The following is a 14,100-nucleotide window of genomic DNA, read 5'->3' on the forward strand; positions in this document are numbered from 1 at the left end:
CCCGAAGATCCGCCAGGCCGGGAGGTCGCCCTCGGCCCGGAGGACCTCCTCGACCGGGGCCCGGGTCGCCGGACGCCCTCGATCGGGGGAGTGCCTGGATCAGGCCTTGCCGTTCGCCCGCTGCTCGGCGAAGCGGACCAGGGTGCGCACCGCGCTCGCGGTGCCGCCCTTCGGGGTGTAGCCGAACGGCGCGCCCTCGTGGAACGCCGGACCGGCGATGTCCAGGTGCGCCCAGTCGGTGCCCTCGGCCACGAACTCCTTCAGGAACAGGCCGGCCACCAGGCCGCCGCCCATCCGCTCGCCCATGTTGGCCAGGTCGGCGATGGTCGACTCGGTGAAGCCCTTGCGCAGCTCGGCCGGCAGCGGCATCGGCCAGGACTGCTCGCCCGCCTCGCCGGCCAGGACGTGCAGCTCCTCGCGCAGCGCGTCGTCGTTGGCCATCACGCCGAAGGTGCGGTTGCCCAGGGCCAGCACCATGGCGCCGGTCAGGGTGGCCACGTCGACGATGACGTCCGGGTTCTCCTCGCCGGCCCGCACGATCGCGTCGGCCAGCACCAGGCGGCCCTCGGCGTCGGTGTTCAGGACCTCGACGGTCTTGCCGCCGTACATCCTCAGCACGTCGCCCGGGCGGGTGGCGGAGCCGGACGGCATGTTCTCGGCCAGCGCCAGCCACGCAGTCACGTTGACGACCAGGCCCAGGCGCTTGGCGGCCACCACGGCGGCGAACACGGCGGCGGCACCGGCCATGTCGCACTTCATGGTCTCGTTGTGGCCGGCCGGCTTCAGCGAGATGCCGCCCGAGTCGTAGGTGATGCCCTTGCCGACGAAGGCCAGGGTGGCCTTGGCCTTCGGGTGGGTGTAGGCCACCTTCACCAGGCGGGGCGGGTTGGCCGAGCCGCCGCCGACGCCCAGCAGGCCGCCGAAGCCGCCCTTGGTCAGCGCCTTCTCGTCCAGCACCTCGACCTTGAGGCCGTGCTCCTTGCCGGCCGCCTGGGCGATCGCGGCGAAGCTCTTCGGGTTCAGGTCGTTCGGCGCGGTGTTGACCAGGTCGCGGGCCCGGTTCATCTCCTCGCCGATCGCGGTGGCGCGCTCCACGGCGGCCTTGGCGTCCTTGCTGCCCTTGCGGGCGGCCAGCAGGACCAGCTCGCCGACCGGCTCCTTGCCGTTGCCGTTGCCCTTGTACGTGCCGAAGGCGTACGAGCCGAGCAGGCCGCCCAGCGCGACCGCCTCGAGGTCCGCCGCCGACTCGGCCGGCAGGGCCAGCGCGGCCTTCTTGGCACCGGCCAGGGTGCGGGCGGCGACACCGGCGGCGCGGCGCAGCGCCTCCGGCCCGTAGCCGTCCTCGGCGGCCTCGCCCAGGCCGACCGCGAGCACGAGCGCGGCCTTCAGCCCGGCGGGGGAGGGGACCTTGACGGCCTCGCCCTCGGCGCCGGTCGCGCCCAGGGTGCTGAGGACCTCGGCCAGCTTGCCCTCGAACGCCTCGTTGACGGCCTCGGCGCCGGGGGCCAGCACGATGCCCTTCGGGCCCTTCGCGACACCGACCACCAGGGCATCCGCACGCAGCGAGGCGGCGGAGGAGGTGCTCACAGACAATGCAGTCACGTAATGCGTCCTGTTCTTTCGCGGTCCACGGCCGGCCACGGCGAGGCTGCCGCACCGGCGCAGCCCGCCCGTGGCAGGCTGCCCGTCGGCGGGCCTCCGGGTCCGGGACCCCTGGCGCGAGCGTCCGCCGGAAGCGGCCGCGCACTCCAGAGGCCCCGGCTCCGCGGGACGCGCCGGGCGGGCAGGACCTGCCACGGTGCAGGGCTGCGGTGCTCCACGCATGGTAGTCCGCATGCTGGGATCACGCGCCGTCCGGTGTCAGCCGAGCAACGCCAGGGCGAACAGCGAGGCGGTCGCGGCGGTTTCGGCCATCGCGCCGAGCACGTCCCCGGTGATCCCGCCGAACCTGCGCACGCACCGTCCGAGCAGCAGCCGGGCGCAGCCGGTGCCGAGCGCAACGGCCAGTGGGAGGCGGAGAACTGACCATCCGTCGAACAGTCCGGCCGCGGCCAGGGCGAGCATCGCGGCGGCCGTCGCGGCGGCGGCCCCGGCGGGCGGCACGGTGCCCGCCACCATCGCCCCCAGCCCGCCCGGCCGGGCGGCCGGCACCGACCGCAGGCAGCCCCAGGCGAGCGCGCACCGGGCGGCCGTCGCCGAGGCGAGCACCGCGAGCGCGCCGCGCAGCGGGGAGTGGCCGAACTGCCCGGCCAGCGCGGCCACCTGGGCGAGCAGGGCGAGGACCAGGGTCAGCACGCCGAACGGACCGATGTCGGACTGCTTCATGACGCGCAGCGCGTCCTCGGCCGGCTTGCCGCTGCCCAGCCCGTCGGCGACGTCCGCCAGGCCGTCCAGGTGCAGCCCCCGGGTCAGCCCGGCGAGCACCGCCACCGCGGTCACCGCGCCGAGCGGCCCGCCGGCCCGCCAGGCGACCAGGGCCCCGGCCGCGGCCGCCGCGGCGCCCAGCACCAGCCCGACCACCGGAGCGGTCAGCATCGCCCGGGACGCCGCCGCCCGGTCCCAGCGCTCGACCCGCACCCGCAGCACGGACAGCGTCCCGAACCCGAACCGCAGGCCGTCGGCCCAGCCGGCCCGATCGGCGCCGTCCGTCATGTGCGCGTTCCTCTCACAGCGGGAACGCCCCTGGCGCAGGGGCGTTCCCGGGGTGGTCGGGGCGTGCCGCCCCCGGTGTCACAGCTTCCGCAGCAGATCCGCCGCCGAGGGCAGCTTCGGCTGCTCCTTCGGCGCGCCCGGCGCCACCGGCACGAACGGCTTCGGCGCCTCGTCCGCGAGCACGTCCCCGGCGGCCTGGAGCAGCGGCAGCGCCAGCAGCGCGCCGAGGCCCTCGCCCATGGTGATGCCCTGGTCCTGCAGCGGCGTCAGGGTCAGCCGGTCGTACGCCTTCGCCTGGGCCGGCTCGCCGCTGGACTGCCCGGCCCGCCACCACTCCGGCGCCCGGAAGGCGATCCGCTGCGCGACCAGCGCGCAGGCCGCCGAGACCACGCCGTCCAGCACCACCGGCAGCCGTCGGACGGCCGCCTGGAGCAGGAAGCCGGTGATCGCCGCGAAGTCGGCCCCGCCGGTGGCGCCGAGCAGCGCCAGCTGGTCGCCGAGCACCGGCCGGGCCCGCCGCAGCGAGTCCCTGATGGTGGCGCACTTGACCATCCACACCCGGTCGTCGATCCCGGAGCCGCGCCCGGTCACCGCCGCCGCGTCCGTCCCGCAGAGCGCGCCGACCAGCACGCCGGCCACCGTGGTGGCGCCGACCCCGAGGTCGCCGAGCAGCACCAGGTCGGTGCCGGCGTCGGCCTCCTCGTCGGCGACGGCCATGCCGGCCCGGAAGGCCCGGACGGTCTCCTGCGCGGTGAGCGCGTCCTCGACGTCGATCCGCCCGGAGCCGCGCCGGACCCGGTGGGCGACCACCTCGTCCGGGAAGTCGCCCGGGTCGGTGTCCACCGCGACGTCGACGACCCGGACCTGGGCGCCGTAGCGCGCGGCCAGCCGGGACACCGGCGCGCTGCCGTCGAGCACGGCCCGCACCCGGGCCGCGGTGCCGCCCTTGGCCGGCATCCGGGAGACCCCGAGGGCCGCCACGCCGTGGTCGGCGGCGAACAGCAGCACCTTGGGGGCGGAGATCGGCCGCACCGGCGAGCGCCCCTGCACGGAGGCCAGCCAGCTGCCCAGCTCCTCCAGCCGGCCGAGCCCGCCGCGCGGCCGGTCGGCCGCCTGCCAGCGCTCCTCGGCGGCCCGCCGGGCGCTCTCGTCGGGGCGCTCGACGAGCGAGGAGAACGTATCGAGATCCACGGTCGTGTCCATCGTCCGGAAGGCTACACGCCGGAGGTGTTCACCCAGCGGCTGGCTTGACGGTCAGCACCTGCCCCGCCACCACCAGCAGGACCCGCTCCGAGGCGTCCGCCACGGCCATGTTGAGCCGGCCCAGGGTGTCGCGGAAGCGGCGGCCCGCGGCGGTGGCAGGGACGACACCCATGCCGACCTCGTTGCTCACCGCGACGGCGGTCCGCCCGGTGGCCGCCCAGGCCCGCGCCAGCGCCTCGCAGCGGCGCTGCACGGCGGCCTCGCCGCCGGCCGCCCAGACCTCGTCGTCCCAGGCGCCGCACTCGTCCATCACGGCGGTCAGCCACAGGGCGAGGCAGTCGACCAGCACCGGCGCCGGGTCGGAAGGGTCGGCCAGCACGGCCTCCAGGTCGCAGGTCTCGGCGGTGCGCCAGCCGGCCGGCCGGCGCACCCGGTGCAGCGCGACCCGCTGGGCCCACTCGGCGTCGCCGTCCCGGGTGCCGCCGGTGGCCACGTAGAGGACGTCCGGGTGGTCGGCGAGCAACTGCTCGGCGCGGGTGGACTTGCCGGAGCGGGCGCCGCCGAGCAGCAGCGTGCGGGGCAGCGGGGAGCGGGTGGGCTCGGGTGGGGTCGCCATGCCGCCCATCCTGCCCGAGAGGCATACGGAAGATCGGGCCGGGCAGGCTATGGTGCGCAGCACACGGGCAGCGTCAGTGGGAGGAGCCGGGCATGGTCTGGACGTGGCGGTACGAGAAGGCGGACGGCAGCGTGGTGACGCCGGCCGGCGGCCAGGAGGAGTTCGCCGGCCAGGGGGACGCCGAGACCTGGATCGGGGAGACCTGGAAGCAACTCGCCGAGGACGGCGTGGACACCGCGGTCCTGCTGGAGGACGGCACCAAGGTGTACGCGATGAGCCTGCACGAGGGCTGAGCCCGGGCGGCTACTTCGCCCCGATCACGTGCAGGAGCGCGGCGACCTGCCGGTACGGGTCGGTGCGGCCGGCCCGGTCCTCGGCTTCCAGGAGCTGGGCCAGCTGCCGCCCGTCCACCGGCGGGGCCGCGTCGTCCGGGGCGTTGTCGGTGAAGACCCGCACGCCGTACCAGTGCCGCAGCGGCACCGACACCTCGGAGAGGGTGACGGTGAGGTCGGCGATCCGGTCGGCCCGCGCGGTCAGTCCGAGCCGGTTGTAGTAGCGGTCGCTCTCGAAGGCGTGCAGGGCGGCCCGCCAGTCCCCGGCGGCGGCCGGCCGCAGGGCGAGCGCGTCGCGGTTGCGCACCAGCAGCGAGAGCAGCCCGCCGGGGGCCAGCAGCCGGGCCAGCGAGGCGATCATCGGGTCCGGGTCGGGCAGGTACATCAGCACGCCGTGGCAGAGCACCACGTCGAAGCTGCGCGGGCCGAACCAGCGCCCGCACTGGTGGCCGTCGCCGCTGAGCAGCTGCATCCGGCCGCGGACCTCCGGCGGCTCCTCGGCGAGCGCCCCCTGGGCGACGCCGAGCGCGACCGCGTCCGAGTCGATCCCGGTGACGTAGTGGCCGGCCCGGGCCAGCCGCAGGGCCTGGGTGCCCTGGCCGCAGCCGATGTCGAGGACGCGCTGCGCGCTGCGGCCGGCCAGCTGTTCGGCGAGCTGGCGGGCGACGAGCTCCTGGCGGACGAAGTCGCGCAGCCCGCCGTGCCGGTCCAGCCAGGCGCCGGTGCCGCCCGCGAAGGACCCGCTGCGCGAGGGCAGCCGGCGCTCCTGGGCGATCCGGTCGTGGCCGCCGGCGCCCTGCCCCGGAAGCGCGCCCCCCTGGCCGGGAAGTGCGCCGGGAAGTGCGTAGAGGCCGGGCCCCTCCCAGGAGGGCGGGGCCCAGCCGGAGTCGACCGGTTCGGCGGTCAGGGCTTCTCCCCGCGCCGCACCTGCGGCTTGGGCAGGCGCAGCCGGCGCATCTGGAGGGTGCGCATGATGCCGTACGCGACGGCGCCGCGGGTGTTCTGCCCGGCGAAGCGCTCGCCCAGCTGCTTGCGCAGGCCGAGGCCGAGGCGGACGAAGTCCAGGACCACGAACACGAAGAACAGCAGGAACAGCAGGGTGGAGAGCAGCTGGAGGGCCGGCACCTTGACGATGCTGAGCACCAGGATGACCACGGCGGCCGGCAGGAAGAACTCGGCGAGCGACCAGCGGGAGTCCACGTAGTCGCGGGCGAACTTGCGCACCGGGCCCTTGTCCCGGGCCGGGAGGTGGCGCTCGTCGCCGTTCATCAGGGCCTGGCGCTGCTTCTCGCGCTCGACGCGCATGCGCTCGCGCCCCTGGCGGGCGGCCTCCTTGCGGTCCTTGGGCACGGTCACCCGGGTACGCCGGTTGGCCTCGGCCTCACTGCGCTTGGGGGTGGGGCGGCCCTTCTTGGCCTGCGGGTCGCGGGCCTGGGTCGTCTCGTCCTGCTTCTCCAGCACGGTGGCGGAGGCGGCGGCATCATCTGAACGGCGTCGGAACACACCACCAGCGTACGGGGTGCGACGCGGCTTCCACGGGTGCCCTCGGACCCAAACGCATATCGATGCCGCCGGGCGGCCGTCCGACCCGGGTTTCCCGGGGCCTTCCCGTAGGGGATCAGTCGGATGGACGATGAGGGGTATGAGGGGCGGATCCACCCGGGGGAGGAGGAAACCCACTGGTCGCTGTAGCAGTCTTGTTGCAGGCAGGTGCACTGCGGCGACGGGCTCGCTGCACATACACTCGTCGTGTCTGGTAACGAGATAGAGACCGCAGGCCGGAGAAGGGGGCACCCGAGGCCCATGAGCGACGGAATCATGAAGCGTATGGGGCTGATCTTCCGCTCCAAGGCGAACAAGGCCTTGGACCGGGCGGAGGATCCCCGTGAGACGCTCGACTACTCCTACCAGAAGCAGCTCGAACTGCTGCAGAAGGTACGGCGTGGCGTCGCGGACGTCGCGACCTCGCGCAAGCGGCTCGAACTCCAGCTGACGCAGCTCCAGCAGCAGTCGGCCAAGTACGAGGACCAGGGCCGCAAGGCGCTGTCGCTCGGCCGCGAGGACCTCGCCCGCGAGGCGCTGACCCGCAAGGCCAACATGCAGTCGCAGATCACCGACCTGGAGACGCAGTACCAGCAGCTCCAGGCCGAGGAGGAGAAGCTCACGCTCGCCTCCCAGCGACTTCAGGCCAAGGTGGACGCCTTCCGCACCAAGAAGGAGACCATCAAGGCGACGTACACGGCCGCCCAGGCGCAGACCCGCATCGCCGAGTCCTTCTCCGGGATCTCGGAGGAGATGGGCGACGTCGGCCTGGCGATCCAGCGTGCCGAGGACAAGACCGCCCAGATGCAGGCCCGGGCCGGTGCCATCGACGAACTGCTTGCCTCCGGCGCGCTCGACGACGCGAGCGGTCTCGGCCGCAAGGACGACATCGAGGCCGAGCTGGAGCGGGTGGCCGGCGGTTCCGACGTCGAGCTGGAGCTGGCCCGGATGAAGGCCGAGCTGTCCGGTCCCTCCTCGGCCGGCCCCGCCGCGATCGAGCAGGGCCAGCCGCAGCAGCAGCCCCAGCAGCAGCCGCAGGACACCCCGCGCATCAACTACAACAAGTGATCTGAGCTCGACCCCACGAACCAGGGAGACGCACGGCATGATCATGAGGGTCATGGGTGAAGGGCAGTACGAGGTGGGCGAGGACCACCTGAACCTGCTCAACGAGCTCGACGCCGAGCTCGTCACCGCGGTGGAGTCGGGGGACGAGACGCTCTTCCGCGAGGCCTACGGCAAGCTCATCGACGCGGTGAAGCAGTACGGCACCCCGGTGCCGCTGGACTCGCTGGAGCCGTCGGAGCTGATCCTGCCGAGCGCCGACGCGACGATCGACGAGGTCCGCGAGCTGCTGATGGCCGAGGGCGAGGGCGTGATCCCGGGCTTCCCCGAGTAGCACCCCCGGCTCGCTGCCAGACGAAAGGGCGGCCCCCTCCGTTGGGAGGGGGCCGCCCTTCGCTGTTATTCGCCCGCTCGCTGTTGTTCGCCGGCTCGGGGCGGGTCGCCCGCTCGCGGGCGGGTCCCGCCTACGGCAGGGCGAGCATCCGGTCGAGCGCCGCCTTGGCGTACTTCTCGGTCTCCGGGTCGACGGTGATCACGTTTGGCACCCGGCCCTCGACCAGCGACTCCAGCGCCCAGACCAGGTGCGGCAGGTCGATCCGGTTCATGGTCGAGCAGAAGCAGACCGCGCGGTCCAGGAAGACGATCTCCTTGTCCGGGTGCGCCTTGGCCAGGCGCCGGACCAGGTTCAGCTCGGTCCCGATGGCCCACTTGGAGCCGGGCTCGGCGGCGTCCAGCGCCTTGATGATGTACTCGGTCGAGCCCACCATGTCGGCGGCCGCGACGACCTCGTGCTTGCACTCGGGGTGCACCAGGACGGTCACGCCGGGGATCCGCTCGCGGACGTCGTTCACCGAGTCCAGGCTGAACCGGCCGTGCACCGAGCAGTGGCCGCGCCAGAGGATCATCTTCGCGTCCCGCAGCTGCTCGGCGGTCAGGCCGCCGTTCGGCCGGTGCGGGTTGTAGACGACGCAGTCGTCCAGCGAGAAGCCCATGTCCCGCACCGCGGTGTTGCGGCCGAGGTGCTGGTCGGGCAGGAAGAGCACCTTCTGGCCCTGCTCGAAGGCCCACTCCAGGGCGCGCTTGGCGTTGGAGGAGGTGCAGATGAGGCCGCCGTGCCGGCCGGTGAAGGCCTTGATGTCGGCGGAGGAGTTCATGTACGAGACCGGGACGGTCACGTCGGCTATGCCGGCGTCGGTCAGCACGTCCCAGCACTCGGCGACCTGCTCGGCGGTGGCCATGTCGGCCATCGAGCAGCCGGCCGCGAGGTCCGGCAGGACGACCTGCTGCCGGTCGCTGGTGAGGATGTCCGCGGACTCGGCCATGAAGTGCACGCCGCAGAAGACGATGTACTCGGCCTCGGGACGGGCCGCCGCGTCGCGGGCGAGCTTGAAGGAGTCGCCGGTGACGTCGGCGAACTCGATCACCTCGTCGCGCTGGTAGTGGTGGCCGAGGATGAAGACGCGGTCGCCGAGCGCGGCCTTGGCCGCGCGGGCGCGCTCGACGAGGTTCGGGTCGGAGGCCGGGGGGAGGTCACCGGGGCATTCGACGCCGCGCTCGCTGTTCGGGTCGGCCTCGCGGCCGAGCAGCAGCAGAGCGAGCGGCGTCGGAGTGGGGTCGACGCCGTGGGTCTCGGTGATGGTGGTGGTCACGGGCGGGTGCCCTTCTGTGCGGCCGATCAAGCGGTGAAGCCTTTTCGTCTATCTGACGCTATCTATGATAACCGGTTAGCGTCAGAGTGACGATGGCCATCCTGTCGATGTGACGAGAACCGCTCGCCGAATCGGATGCTTCCGACCGTGGCCGAATCGATATTTCGAAGCCCCGGGGTATGGCTGAGCCATGAAAGCAATCGCGATCAATCGCTACGGCGGCCCCGAGGTGGTCGAGTACACCGACCTGCCGGACCCCAAGGTCGGGCCCGACTCCGTCCTGGTCGAGGTCCGGGCGGCCGGGGTGAACCCGGTGGACTGGAAGGTCCGGGACGGCGCCCTGGACGGCATCCTCGACGTGCACTTCCCGCTGGTCATGGGCTGGGACGTGGCCGGCGTGGTCCGCGCGGTCGGCGGCGGGGTCACCGAGTTCGCCCCGGGCGACGAGGTGTACGGCTACGTCCGCAAGGACGCCGTCGAGCACGGCACCTACGCGGAGCTGGTCTCCGCCCCGGTCCGCACCCTGGCCCGCAAGCCGGCCGTGCTGGACTGGGCGCAGTCCGGCGGCCTGCCGCTGGCCGGGCTCACCGCCCTGCAGAGCCTGCGGGCGCTGCGCCTCACCGCGGGGGAGACCGTCCTGGTGCACGCCGCCGCGGGCGGGGTCGGCCACCTGGCGGTGCAGCTGGCCCGGGCCGCCGGCGCCCGGGTGATCGGCACCGCGGCCGAGCGCAACCACGACTACCTGCGCGGTCTCGGCGCCGAGCCGGTGGTCTACGGCGAGGGCCTGGCCGACCGGGTCCGCGCGCTCGCCCCCGACGGGGTGGACGCGGCCCTCGACCTGGTCGGCCACGGCGCCGTCCAGCTCTCGGCCGCCCTGGTGGCGGACCCGGCCCGGATCGCCTCGGTCGCCGACTTCGGGGTCAAGGCGCTCGGCGGCCGGTACGTCTGGGTCCGCCCGGACGCCGACGGCCTCGCCGAGCTGGCCCGGATCGCGGACGACGGCCGGCTGACCGTCACCGTCGCCTCCACCTTCCCGCTGGCCCAGGCCGCCTCCGCCCAGGCGCTCAGCGCGGAGGGCCGCACCCGGGGCAAGATCGTGCTGCTCGTCCCGTGACGGCCGCCGGCCCGTCATCCATCGGCGGTGAATTCGTCCAGGTCATCCGCCAGAATGGTGCCGAACCGTTTCGGCAGTGGCCGTGGCAATGACACCCTCAGCCGGAGCGCCCCACCGATTCCCCCGTACGACCCGTGGAGCCCCGCACCCATGAGCAGCAGCCGAGCGCACGAGGTGGTCGGGGCCGACCTGGACGAGACCGACCGGCTCCTGCTCGCCCGGCTCGGCAGCGACGGCCGGGCCTCGTACGCCGAGATCGGCCTGCAGGTGAACCTCTCCGCCACCGCCGTGCGCCGGCGGATCGACCGGCTGCGGGCGCGCGGCGTGGTGCGGGGCTTCACCGTGGTGCTGGACCCGTCCGTGCTGGGCTGGCAGACCGAGGCCTTCGTCGAGGTCTACTGCCGCGAGCGCACCGCCCCCGAGGAGATCCTCGCCAGCCTGCGGCAGTTCCCCGAGGTGGTCGCCGCCTGGACGGTCACCGGCGACCCGGACGCCCTGGTCCACCTGCGGGCCGCCGACATGCGCCACCTGGAGGCCGTCATCGAGCGCATCCGGCGCGAGCCCGGAGTGCAGCGCAGCCGCTCCTCGGTGGTGCTCTCCCAGCTCATCGGCTGACCGGCACCGGGCGGTACGCAGGAATCCTGCGCGGACCGCCCCGAAGACGCCCGAAACCTGCCTGACCAGCCGCGTTCCGACGCGCGGTGGGACACCCCCGCTGCTTACGCTGATCAGGTCCGGCCGTCGCGGTGAAGCGTCCCGCCGACCGGGCGCCCCCCGACACCCCACGCCGAGAGGGACAGCCGTGTCCGCAGCACCCGACCGCATGCACCGGCCCGACAACGAACTGGTCGACCTGGTTTTCGACTACATGCGGGAGCGGCTGCAGTACGATCCCGTCCCGCTGGACCACCCCGGTGACGGCGAGCACCTGCGCACCCAGCTGGCCGGCCTGCTGAACCAGGACGGCAACGACCCGGTCGACGTGCTCAAGCTGTACGACCACGAGCTGTCCCGGGCGGTCATCTCCGCCGACAGCCCGCGCTACCTGTCCTTCATCCCGTGCGCCCCGACCAAGGCCGCGCTGCTGTTCGACATGGTCGTCTCCTGCGCCTCCCTGCAGGGCATCTCCTGGCTGGAGGCGGCCGGCGCGATCGCCGCCGAGAACCAGGTGCTGCGCCTGATAGCCGACCGCGCGGGCCTGCCCCAGTCGGCCGGCGGCTGCTTCGTCTCCGGTGGCTCGGCGGGCAACCTCTCCGCCCTCGTGGTCGCCCGCGACACCGCCCGGCGCAGGCTGGGCGTCGGACCGGAGGCGCGGCTGCGGATCGCCGTCGCCGACCAGGTGCACTCCTCGGTCAAGAACACCTTCAACATCATCGGCGTCGAGGCCTTCAAGGTCCCGACCGTCGACCGGCGGTTCACCGGGGAGGCGCTGCGCGCCGCGCTGGCCGCCGACCCCAATCCCGAGACGGTGATCGCCGTCGTCGGCACGGCCGGCACCACCAACGAGGGCATCGTCGACGACCTCAAGGGCCTGGCCGAGGTCGCCCGCGAGCGCGACCTCTGGTTCCACGTCGACGGCGCCTACGGCGGCGCGGGCCTGTTCGCCCCCTCGGTGCGCGAGCGCTACGAGGGCATCGAGCACGCCGACTCCTTCGTGGTCGACCCGCACAAGTGGCTGTTCGCCCCCTTCGACTGCGCCGCGCTGATCTACCGCAACCCGCAGCTCGCCCGCGCCGTGCACACCCAGGACGCCTCCTACCTGGACGTCCTGCACATCGAGGGCGACGAGTGGAACCCCACCGACTACGCCTACCACCTGACCCGGCGCGCCCGCGGCCTGCCGCTCTGGTTCTCGCTGGCCGTGCACGGCGTCCAGGCCTACACCGACGCCATCGAGACCGGCCTCACCCTGGCCCGGGAGACGGCGCAGCTGATCCGCGAGTCCGAGCACCTGGAGCTGCTGTTCGACCCGCAGCTCTCGGCGGTCTGCTTCAAGCGCAAGGGCTGGACCAACGACGACTACTACCGCTGGTCGCAGCAGCTGCTCGCGGACCAGATCGGCTTCGTCACCCCCACCGGCTGGGACGGCGAGACGGTCGCCCGCTTCGCCTTCCTGCACCCGGGCACCACCATGGAGATGGTCCAGGAGATCCTGGACACCATGGTCTGATCCCACGGGCTCCGGACGTTCCGACGTCCCGACGTACGGCCCCCGCCGGGCATCCCGGCGGGGGCCGTACGCGTGCCCCCGGCGGCAGGAACGTCCCGGCTACAGGAAGGCCCCGCTCGGCAGGTACGGCGCCGGCGGCCGCATCCCGCGCACCCCGACGAACCCGCCGGCCCGGGGCGTCAGCCCGACCTCCAGCCCGACGTCCAGCGCCCACTCCTGCTCGGCGGTCAGGTGCTCCACCCGCGCCTCGACCCCGTCCGGCACCCGGGCCAGCGCCTCGCGCAGCAGCCGGACGGCGATCCGCTTGCTGGTGGCCGCGAGCAGCCGCACCACCCCGCCGTCCCGGTAGCAGTAGCCGCTGCCGGCCAGCGCGTCGGCGATCAGGAGCTCCTCGAAGTGGCCCAGCATCAGCGCGTGGTCCGGCCCGTGCGCGGACCCGCGCAGCCGCCGGTCCACCGAGTCCAGCAGGTGCAGGTGGGTGGCGTTGCCGCGGTGCACCGGGATGTCCCCGGGATCGAGCAGGCCGGCCCGGTCCACCCGCCCGGCCAGCCGCATCGCCGGGTGCAGGGTGAACCCGGCCAGCCGGTAGCGGCGGGCCGCCGCCGGGGAGTCCGCGGCGCAGACCATCCCGCGCAGGCAGCCCCGGGAGTGCTCCGCCGCCCGCTCCAGCAGCAGCCGCCCGACGCCCTTGCCCTGCGCGGCCGGCCGGACGGCGTACAGGGAGGGTGCCCACAGGCCCTCCCGGCGGACCGACAGCACCGCCCCGACCGGCTCGCCGTCGATCGAGGCGAGCCAGCAGCCGCCGGGATCGGTGCGCGCCAGGTGCCTGGTCCGGGCCAGCCGCAGCGGTACCGGCTCCGGCACCGCCGCGGCCGGGAAGGCGTCGGCGTACGCGGCGTCGGCGAGCTCCTGGACGACCTCCGCGTCCGCGGCGGTGTCCCTGACCGGGCGAAGGATCACGGGGACCATCCTGGCGTCCGGCGGCCCGCCGCGGGGCCGGTTCACCCGGATCCACGCCTCGCGCGGTGACCCGCCCTCCGGGGGTGTGCGAGCATGGGGAGCGTAGGGGACACGGGTGGCACACCCGGCCCGCGGAGAACCAGCCGCGAACAGTCCGCAGAAATCCATCGCCGCCCGGGAAATGAAACCGGACGGCCGTTGGTTGGCACTGGCGGCAGACCGTCGTCAAGACCGGGAGAAAGCAGATGACCGTCCAGGACGAGACCACCGTCGAGAGTGGCATCCTCCTCACCGATGCCGCCGCGGCCAAGGTCAAGGCCCTGCTGGAGCAGGAAGGCCGCGAGGACCTCGCGCTGCGCGTCGCCGTCCAGCCCGGCGGCTGCTCCGGCCTGCGTTACCAGCTGTTCTTCGACGAGCGCTCGCTCGACGGCGACGTGATCAAGGACTTCGGCGGTGTCAAGGTCGTCACCGACCGGATGAGCGCCCCGTACCTGGGCGGCGCCACCGTCGACTTCGTCGACACCATCGAGAAGCAGGGCTTCACCATCGACAACCCGAACGCCACCGGCTCCTGCGCCTGCGGCGACTCGTTCAGCTAAGCCCGCTGCGGAAGGGGGCGCCCCGGGGGACACCCCGGGCCCCGACCGGTTTCGCCCCCACGACCCACAGGCCCCCGGCGCCCCGGGGGGACGGGGGCCGCCCCCAAAGCGGGGGGGGCGGGCCCCCCCCCCCCGCGGCCCCCCCCCCCCGCGCGCCCCCCCGCGGCCCGCCCCCCCCCCGCCCCCCCCCCCGCCCGG

General features: G+C 74.0%; 14 protein-coding genes and 1 pseudogene. 7 read left to right on the forward strand and 8 right to left on the reverse strand.

Features of this window, described 5'->3' with window-relative positions; translation table 11 throughout:
• Positions 1 to 99: 99 nt before the first annotated feature.
• From ABZW03_RS24685 to cobU, 4 genes and pseudogenes are all read right to left on the reverse strand, one after another.
• Positions 100 to 1,602, reverse strand: coding sequence for a leucyl aminopeptidase (locus ABZW03_RS24685; protein ID WP_355262199.1), 1,503 nt, complete (start codon positions 1,600 to 1,602; stop codon positions 100 to 102).
• Positions 1,603 to 1,860: 258 nt separating this feature from the next.
• Positions 1,861 to 2,652 (reverse strand): adenosylcobinamide-GDP ribazoletransferase, encoded by a 792-nt coding sequence (locus ABZW03_RS24690; RefSeq protein ID WP_355262201.1) that lies wholly within the window; start codon positions 2,650 to 2,652, stop codon positions 1,861 to 1,863.
• 78 nt (positions 2,653 to 2,730) lie between these two features.
• A complete protein-coding gene (locus ABZW03_RS24695) occupies positions 2,731 to 3,855 on the reverse strand; it encodes a nicotinate-nucleotide--dimethylbenzimidazole phosphoribosyltransferase (protein ID WP_355262204.1) in 1,125 nt (374 codons plus the stop codon).
• A 28-nt stretch (positions 3,856 to 3,883) separates the two neighbouring features.
• Positions 3,884 to 4,432: pseudogene (gene cobU / locus ABZW03_RS24700) on the reverse strand (bifunctional adenosylcobinamide kinase/adenosylcobinamide-phosphate guanylyltransferase); the annotation flags it as partial.
• Positions 4,433 to 4,563: 131 nt separating this feature from the next.
• On the opposite strand from cobU, the gene ABZW03_RS24705 reads away from it, so the two are divergent.
• Positions 4,564 to 4,764, forward strand: a complete 201-nt coding sequence (locus ABZW03_RS24705) for a hypothetical protein (protein ID WP_355262207.1) — start codon at positions 4,564 to 4,566, stop codon at positions 4,762 to 4,764.
• Positions 4,765 to 4,774: 10 nt separating this feature from the next.
• On the opposite strand, the gene ABZW03_RS24710 is transcribed toward ABZW03_RS24705, so the two are convergent.
• Positions 4,775 to 5,515 carry a methyltransferase domain-containing protein gene (locus ABZW03_RS24710; RefSeq protein ID WP_355262234.1) on the reverse strand — a complete coding sequence of 247 codons (741 nt, stop codon included), beginning with the start codon at positions 5,513 to 5,515 and terminating at the stop codon, positions 4,775 to 4,777.
• A 191-nt stretch (positions 5,516 to 5,706) separates the two neighbouring features.
• Positions 5,707 to 6,306 carry a DUF3043 domain-containing protein gene (locus ABZW03_RS24715; RefSeq protein ID WP_355262210.1) on the reverse strand — a complete coding sequence of 200 codons (600 nt, stop codon included), beginning with the start codon at positions 6,304 to 6,306 and terminating at the stop codon, positions 5,707 to 5,709.
• A gap of 300 nt (positions 6,307 to 6,606) precedes the next feature.
• Here ABZW03_RS24715 and ABZW03_RS24720 point away from each other — a divergent pair, with 300 nt between their 5' ends.
• Together ABZW03_RS24720 and ABZW03_RS24725 are read left to right on the forward strand one after the other, a co-directional pair.
• Entirely contained in the window at positions 6,607 to 7,413 is an 807-nt protein-coding gene (locus ABZW03_RS24720; RefSeq protein ID WP_355262213.1) for a PspA/IM30 family protein, read from the forward strand.
• Positions 7,414 to 7,450: 37 nt separating this feature from the next.
• Positions 7,451 to 7,744 (forward strand): hypothetical protein, encoded by a 294-nt coding sequence (locus tag ABZW03_RS24725; protein ID WP_355262216.1) that lies wholly within the window; start codon positions 7,451 to 7,453, stop codon positions 7,742 to 7,744.
• Positions 7,745 to 7,874: 130 nt separating this feature from the next.
• Here ABZW03_RS24725 and nadA read toward each other — a convergent pair whose 3' ends face one another.
• Complete coding sequence (gene nadA, locus ABZW03_RS24730; protein ID WP_355262219.1) at positions 7,875 to 9,059, reverse strand: quinolinate synthase NadA; 1,185 nt, start codon at positions 9,057 to 9,059, stop codon at positions 7,875 to 7,877.
• Positions 9,060 to 9,249: 190 nt separating this feature from the next.
• Here nadA and ABZW03_RS24735 point away from each other — a divergent pair, with 190 nt between their 5' ends.
• The 3 genes from ABZW03_RS24735 (at position 9,250) to ABZW03_RS24745 (ending at position 12,343) form a co-directional block, all read left to right on the forward strand.
• Entirely contained in the window at positions 9,250 to 10,173 is a 924-nt protein-coding gene (locus tag ABZW03_RS24735; RefSeq protein WP_355262222.1) for an NADP-dependent oxidoreductase, read from the forward strand.
• A 150-nt stretch (positions 10,174 to 10,323) separates the two neighbouring features.
• Positions 10,324 to 10,788: an Lrp/AsnC family transcriptional regulator gene (locus tag ABZW03_RS24740; RefSeq protein WP_355262225.1), complete on the forward strand. Its 465-nt coding sequence runs from the start codon at positions 10,324 to 10,326 to the stop codon at positions 10,786 to 10,788.
• A 187-nt stretch (positions 10,789 to 10,975) separates the two neighbouring features.
• Entirely contained in the window at positions 10,976 to 12,343 is a 1,368-nt protein-coding gene (locus ABZW03_RS24745) for a pyridoxal-dependent decarboxylase (protein WP_355262228.1), read from the forward strand.
• Positions 12,344 to 12,442: 99 nt separating this feature from the next.
• Here ABZW03_RS24745 and ABZW03_RS24750 read toward each other — a convergent pair whose 3' ends face one another.
• The gene (locus ABZW03_RS24750) at positions 12,443 to 13,303 is read right to left on the reverse strand and encodes a GNAT family N-acetyltransferase (protein ID WP_355262231.1); all 861 of its coding nucleotides are present in this window, start codon (positions 13,301 to 13,303) and stop codon (positions 12,443 to 12,445) included.
• Positions 13,304 to 13,548: 245 nt separating this feature from the next.
• Between ABZW03_RS24750 and erpA the strand changes: the two genes are divergently transcribed.
• The gene (gene erpA / locus ABZW03_RS24755) at positions 13,549 to 13,902 is read left to right on the forward strand and encodes an iron-sulfur cluster insertion protein ErpA (RefSeq protein WP_030061066.1); all 354 of its coding nucleotides are present in this window, start codon (positions 13,549 to 13,551) and stop codon (positions 13,900 to 13,902) included.
• Positions 13,903 to 14,100: the final 198 nt, after the last annotated feature.

It is taken from the genome of Kitasatospora sp. NPDC004799 (genome assembly GCF_040609095.1).
In the GTDB taxonomy this organism is placed as follows: domain Bacteria; phylum Actinomycetota; class Actinomycetes; order Streptomycetales; family Streptomycetaceae; genus Kitasatospora.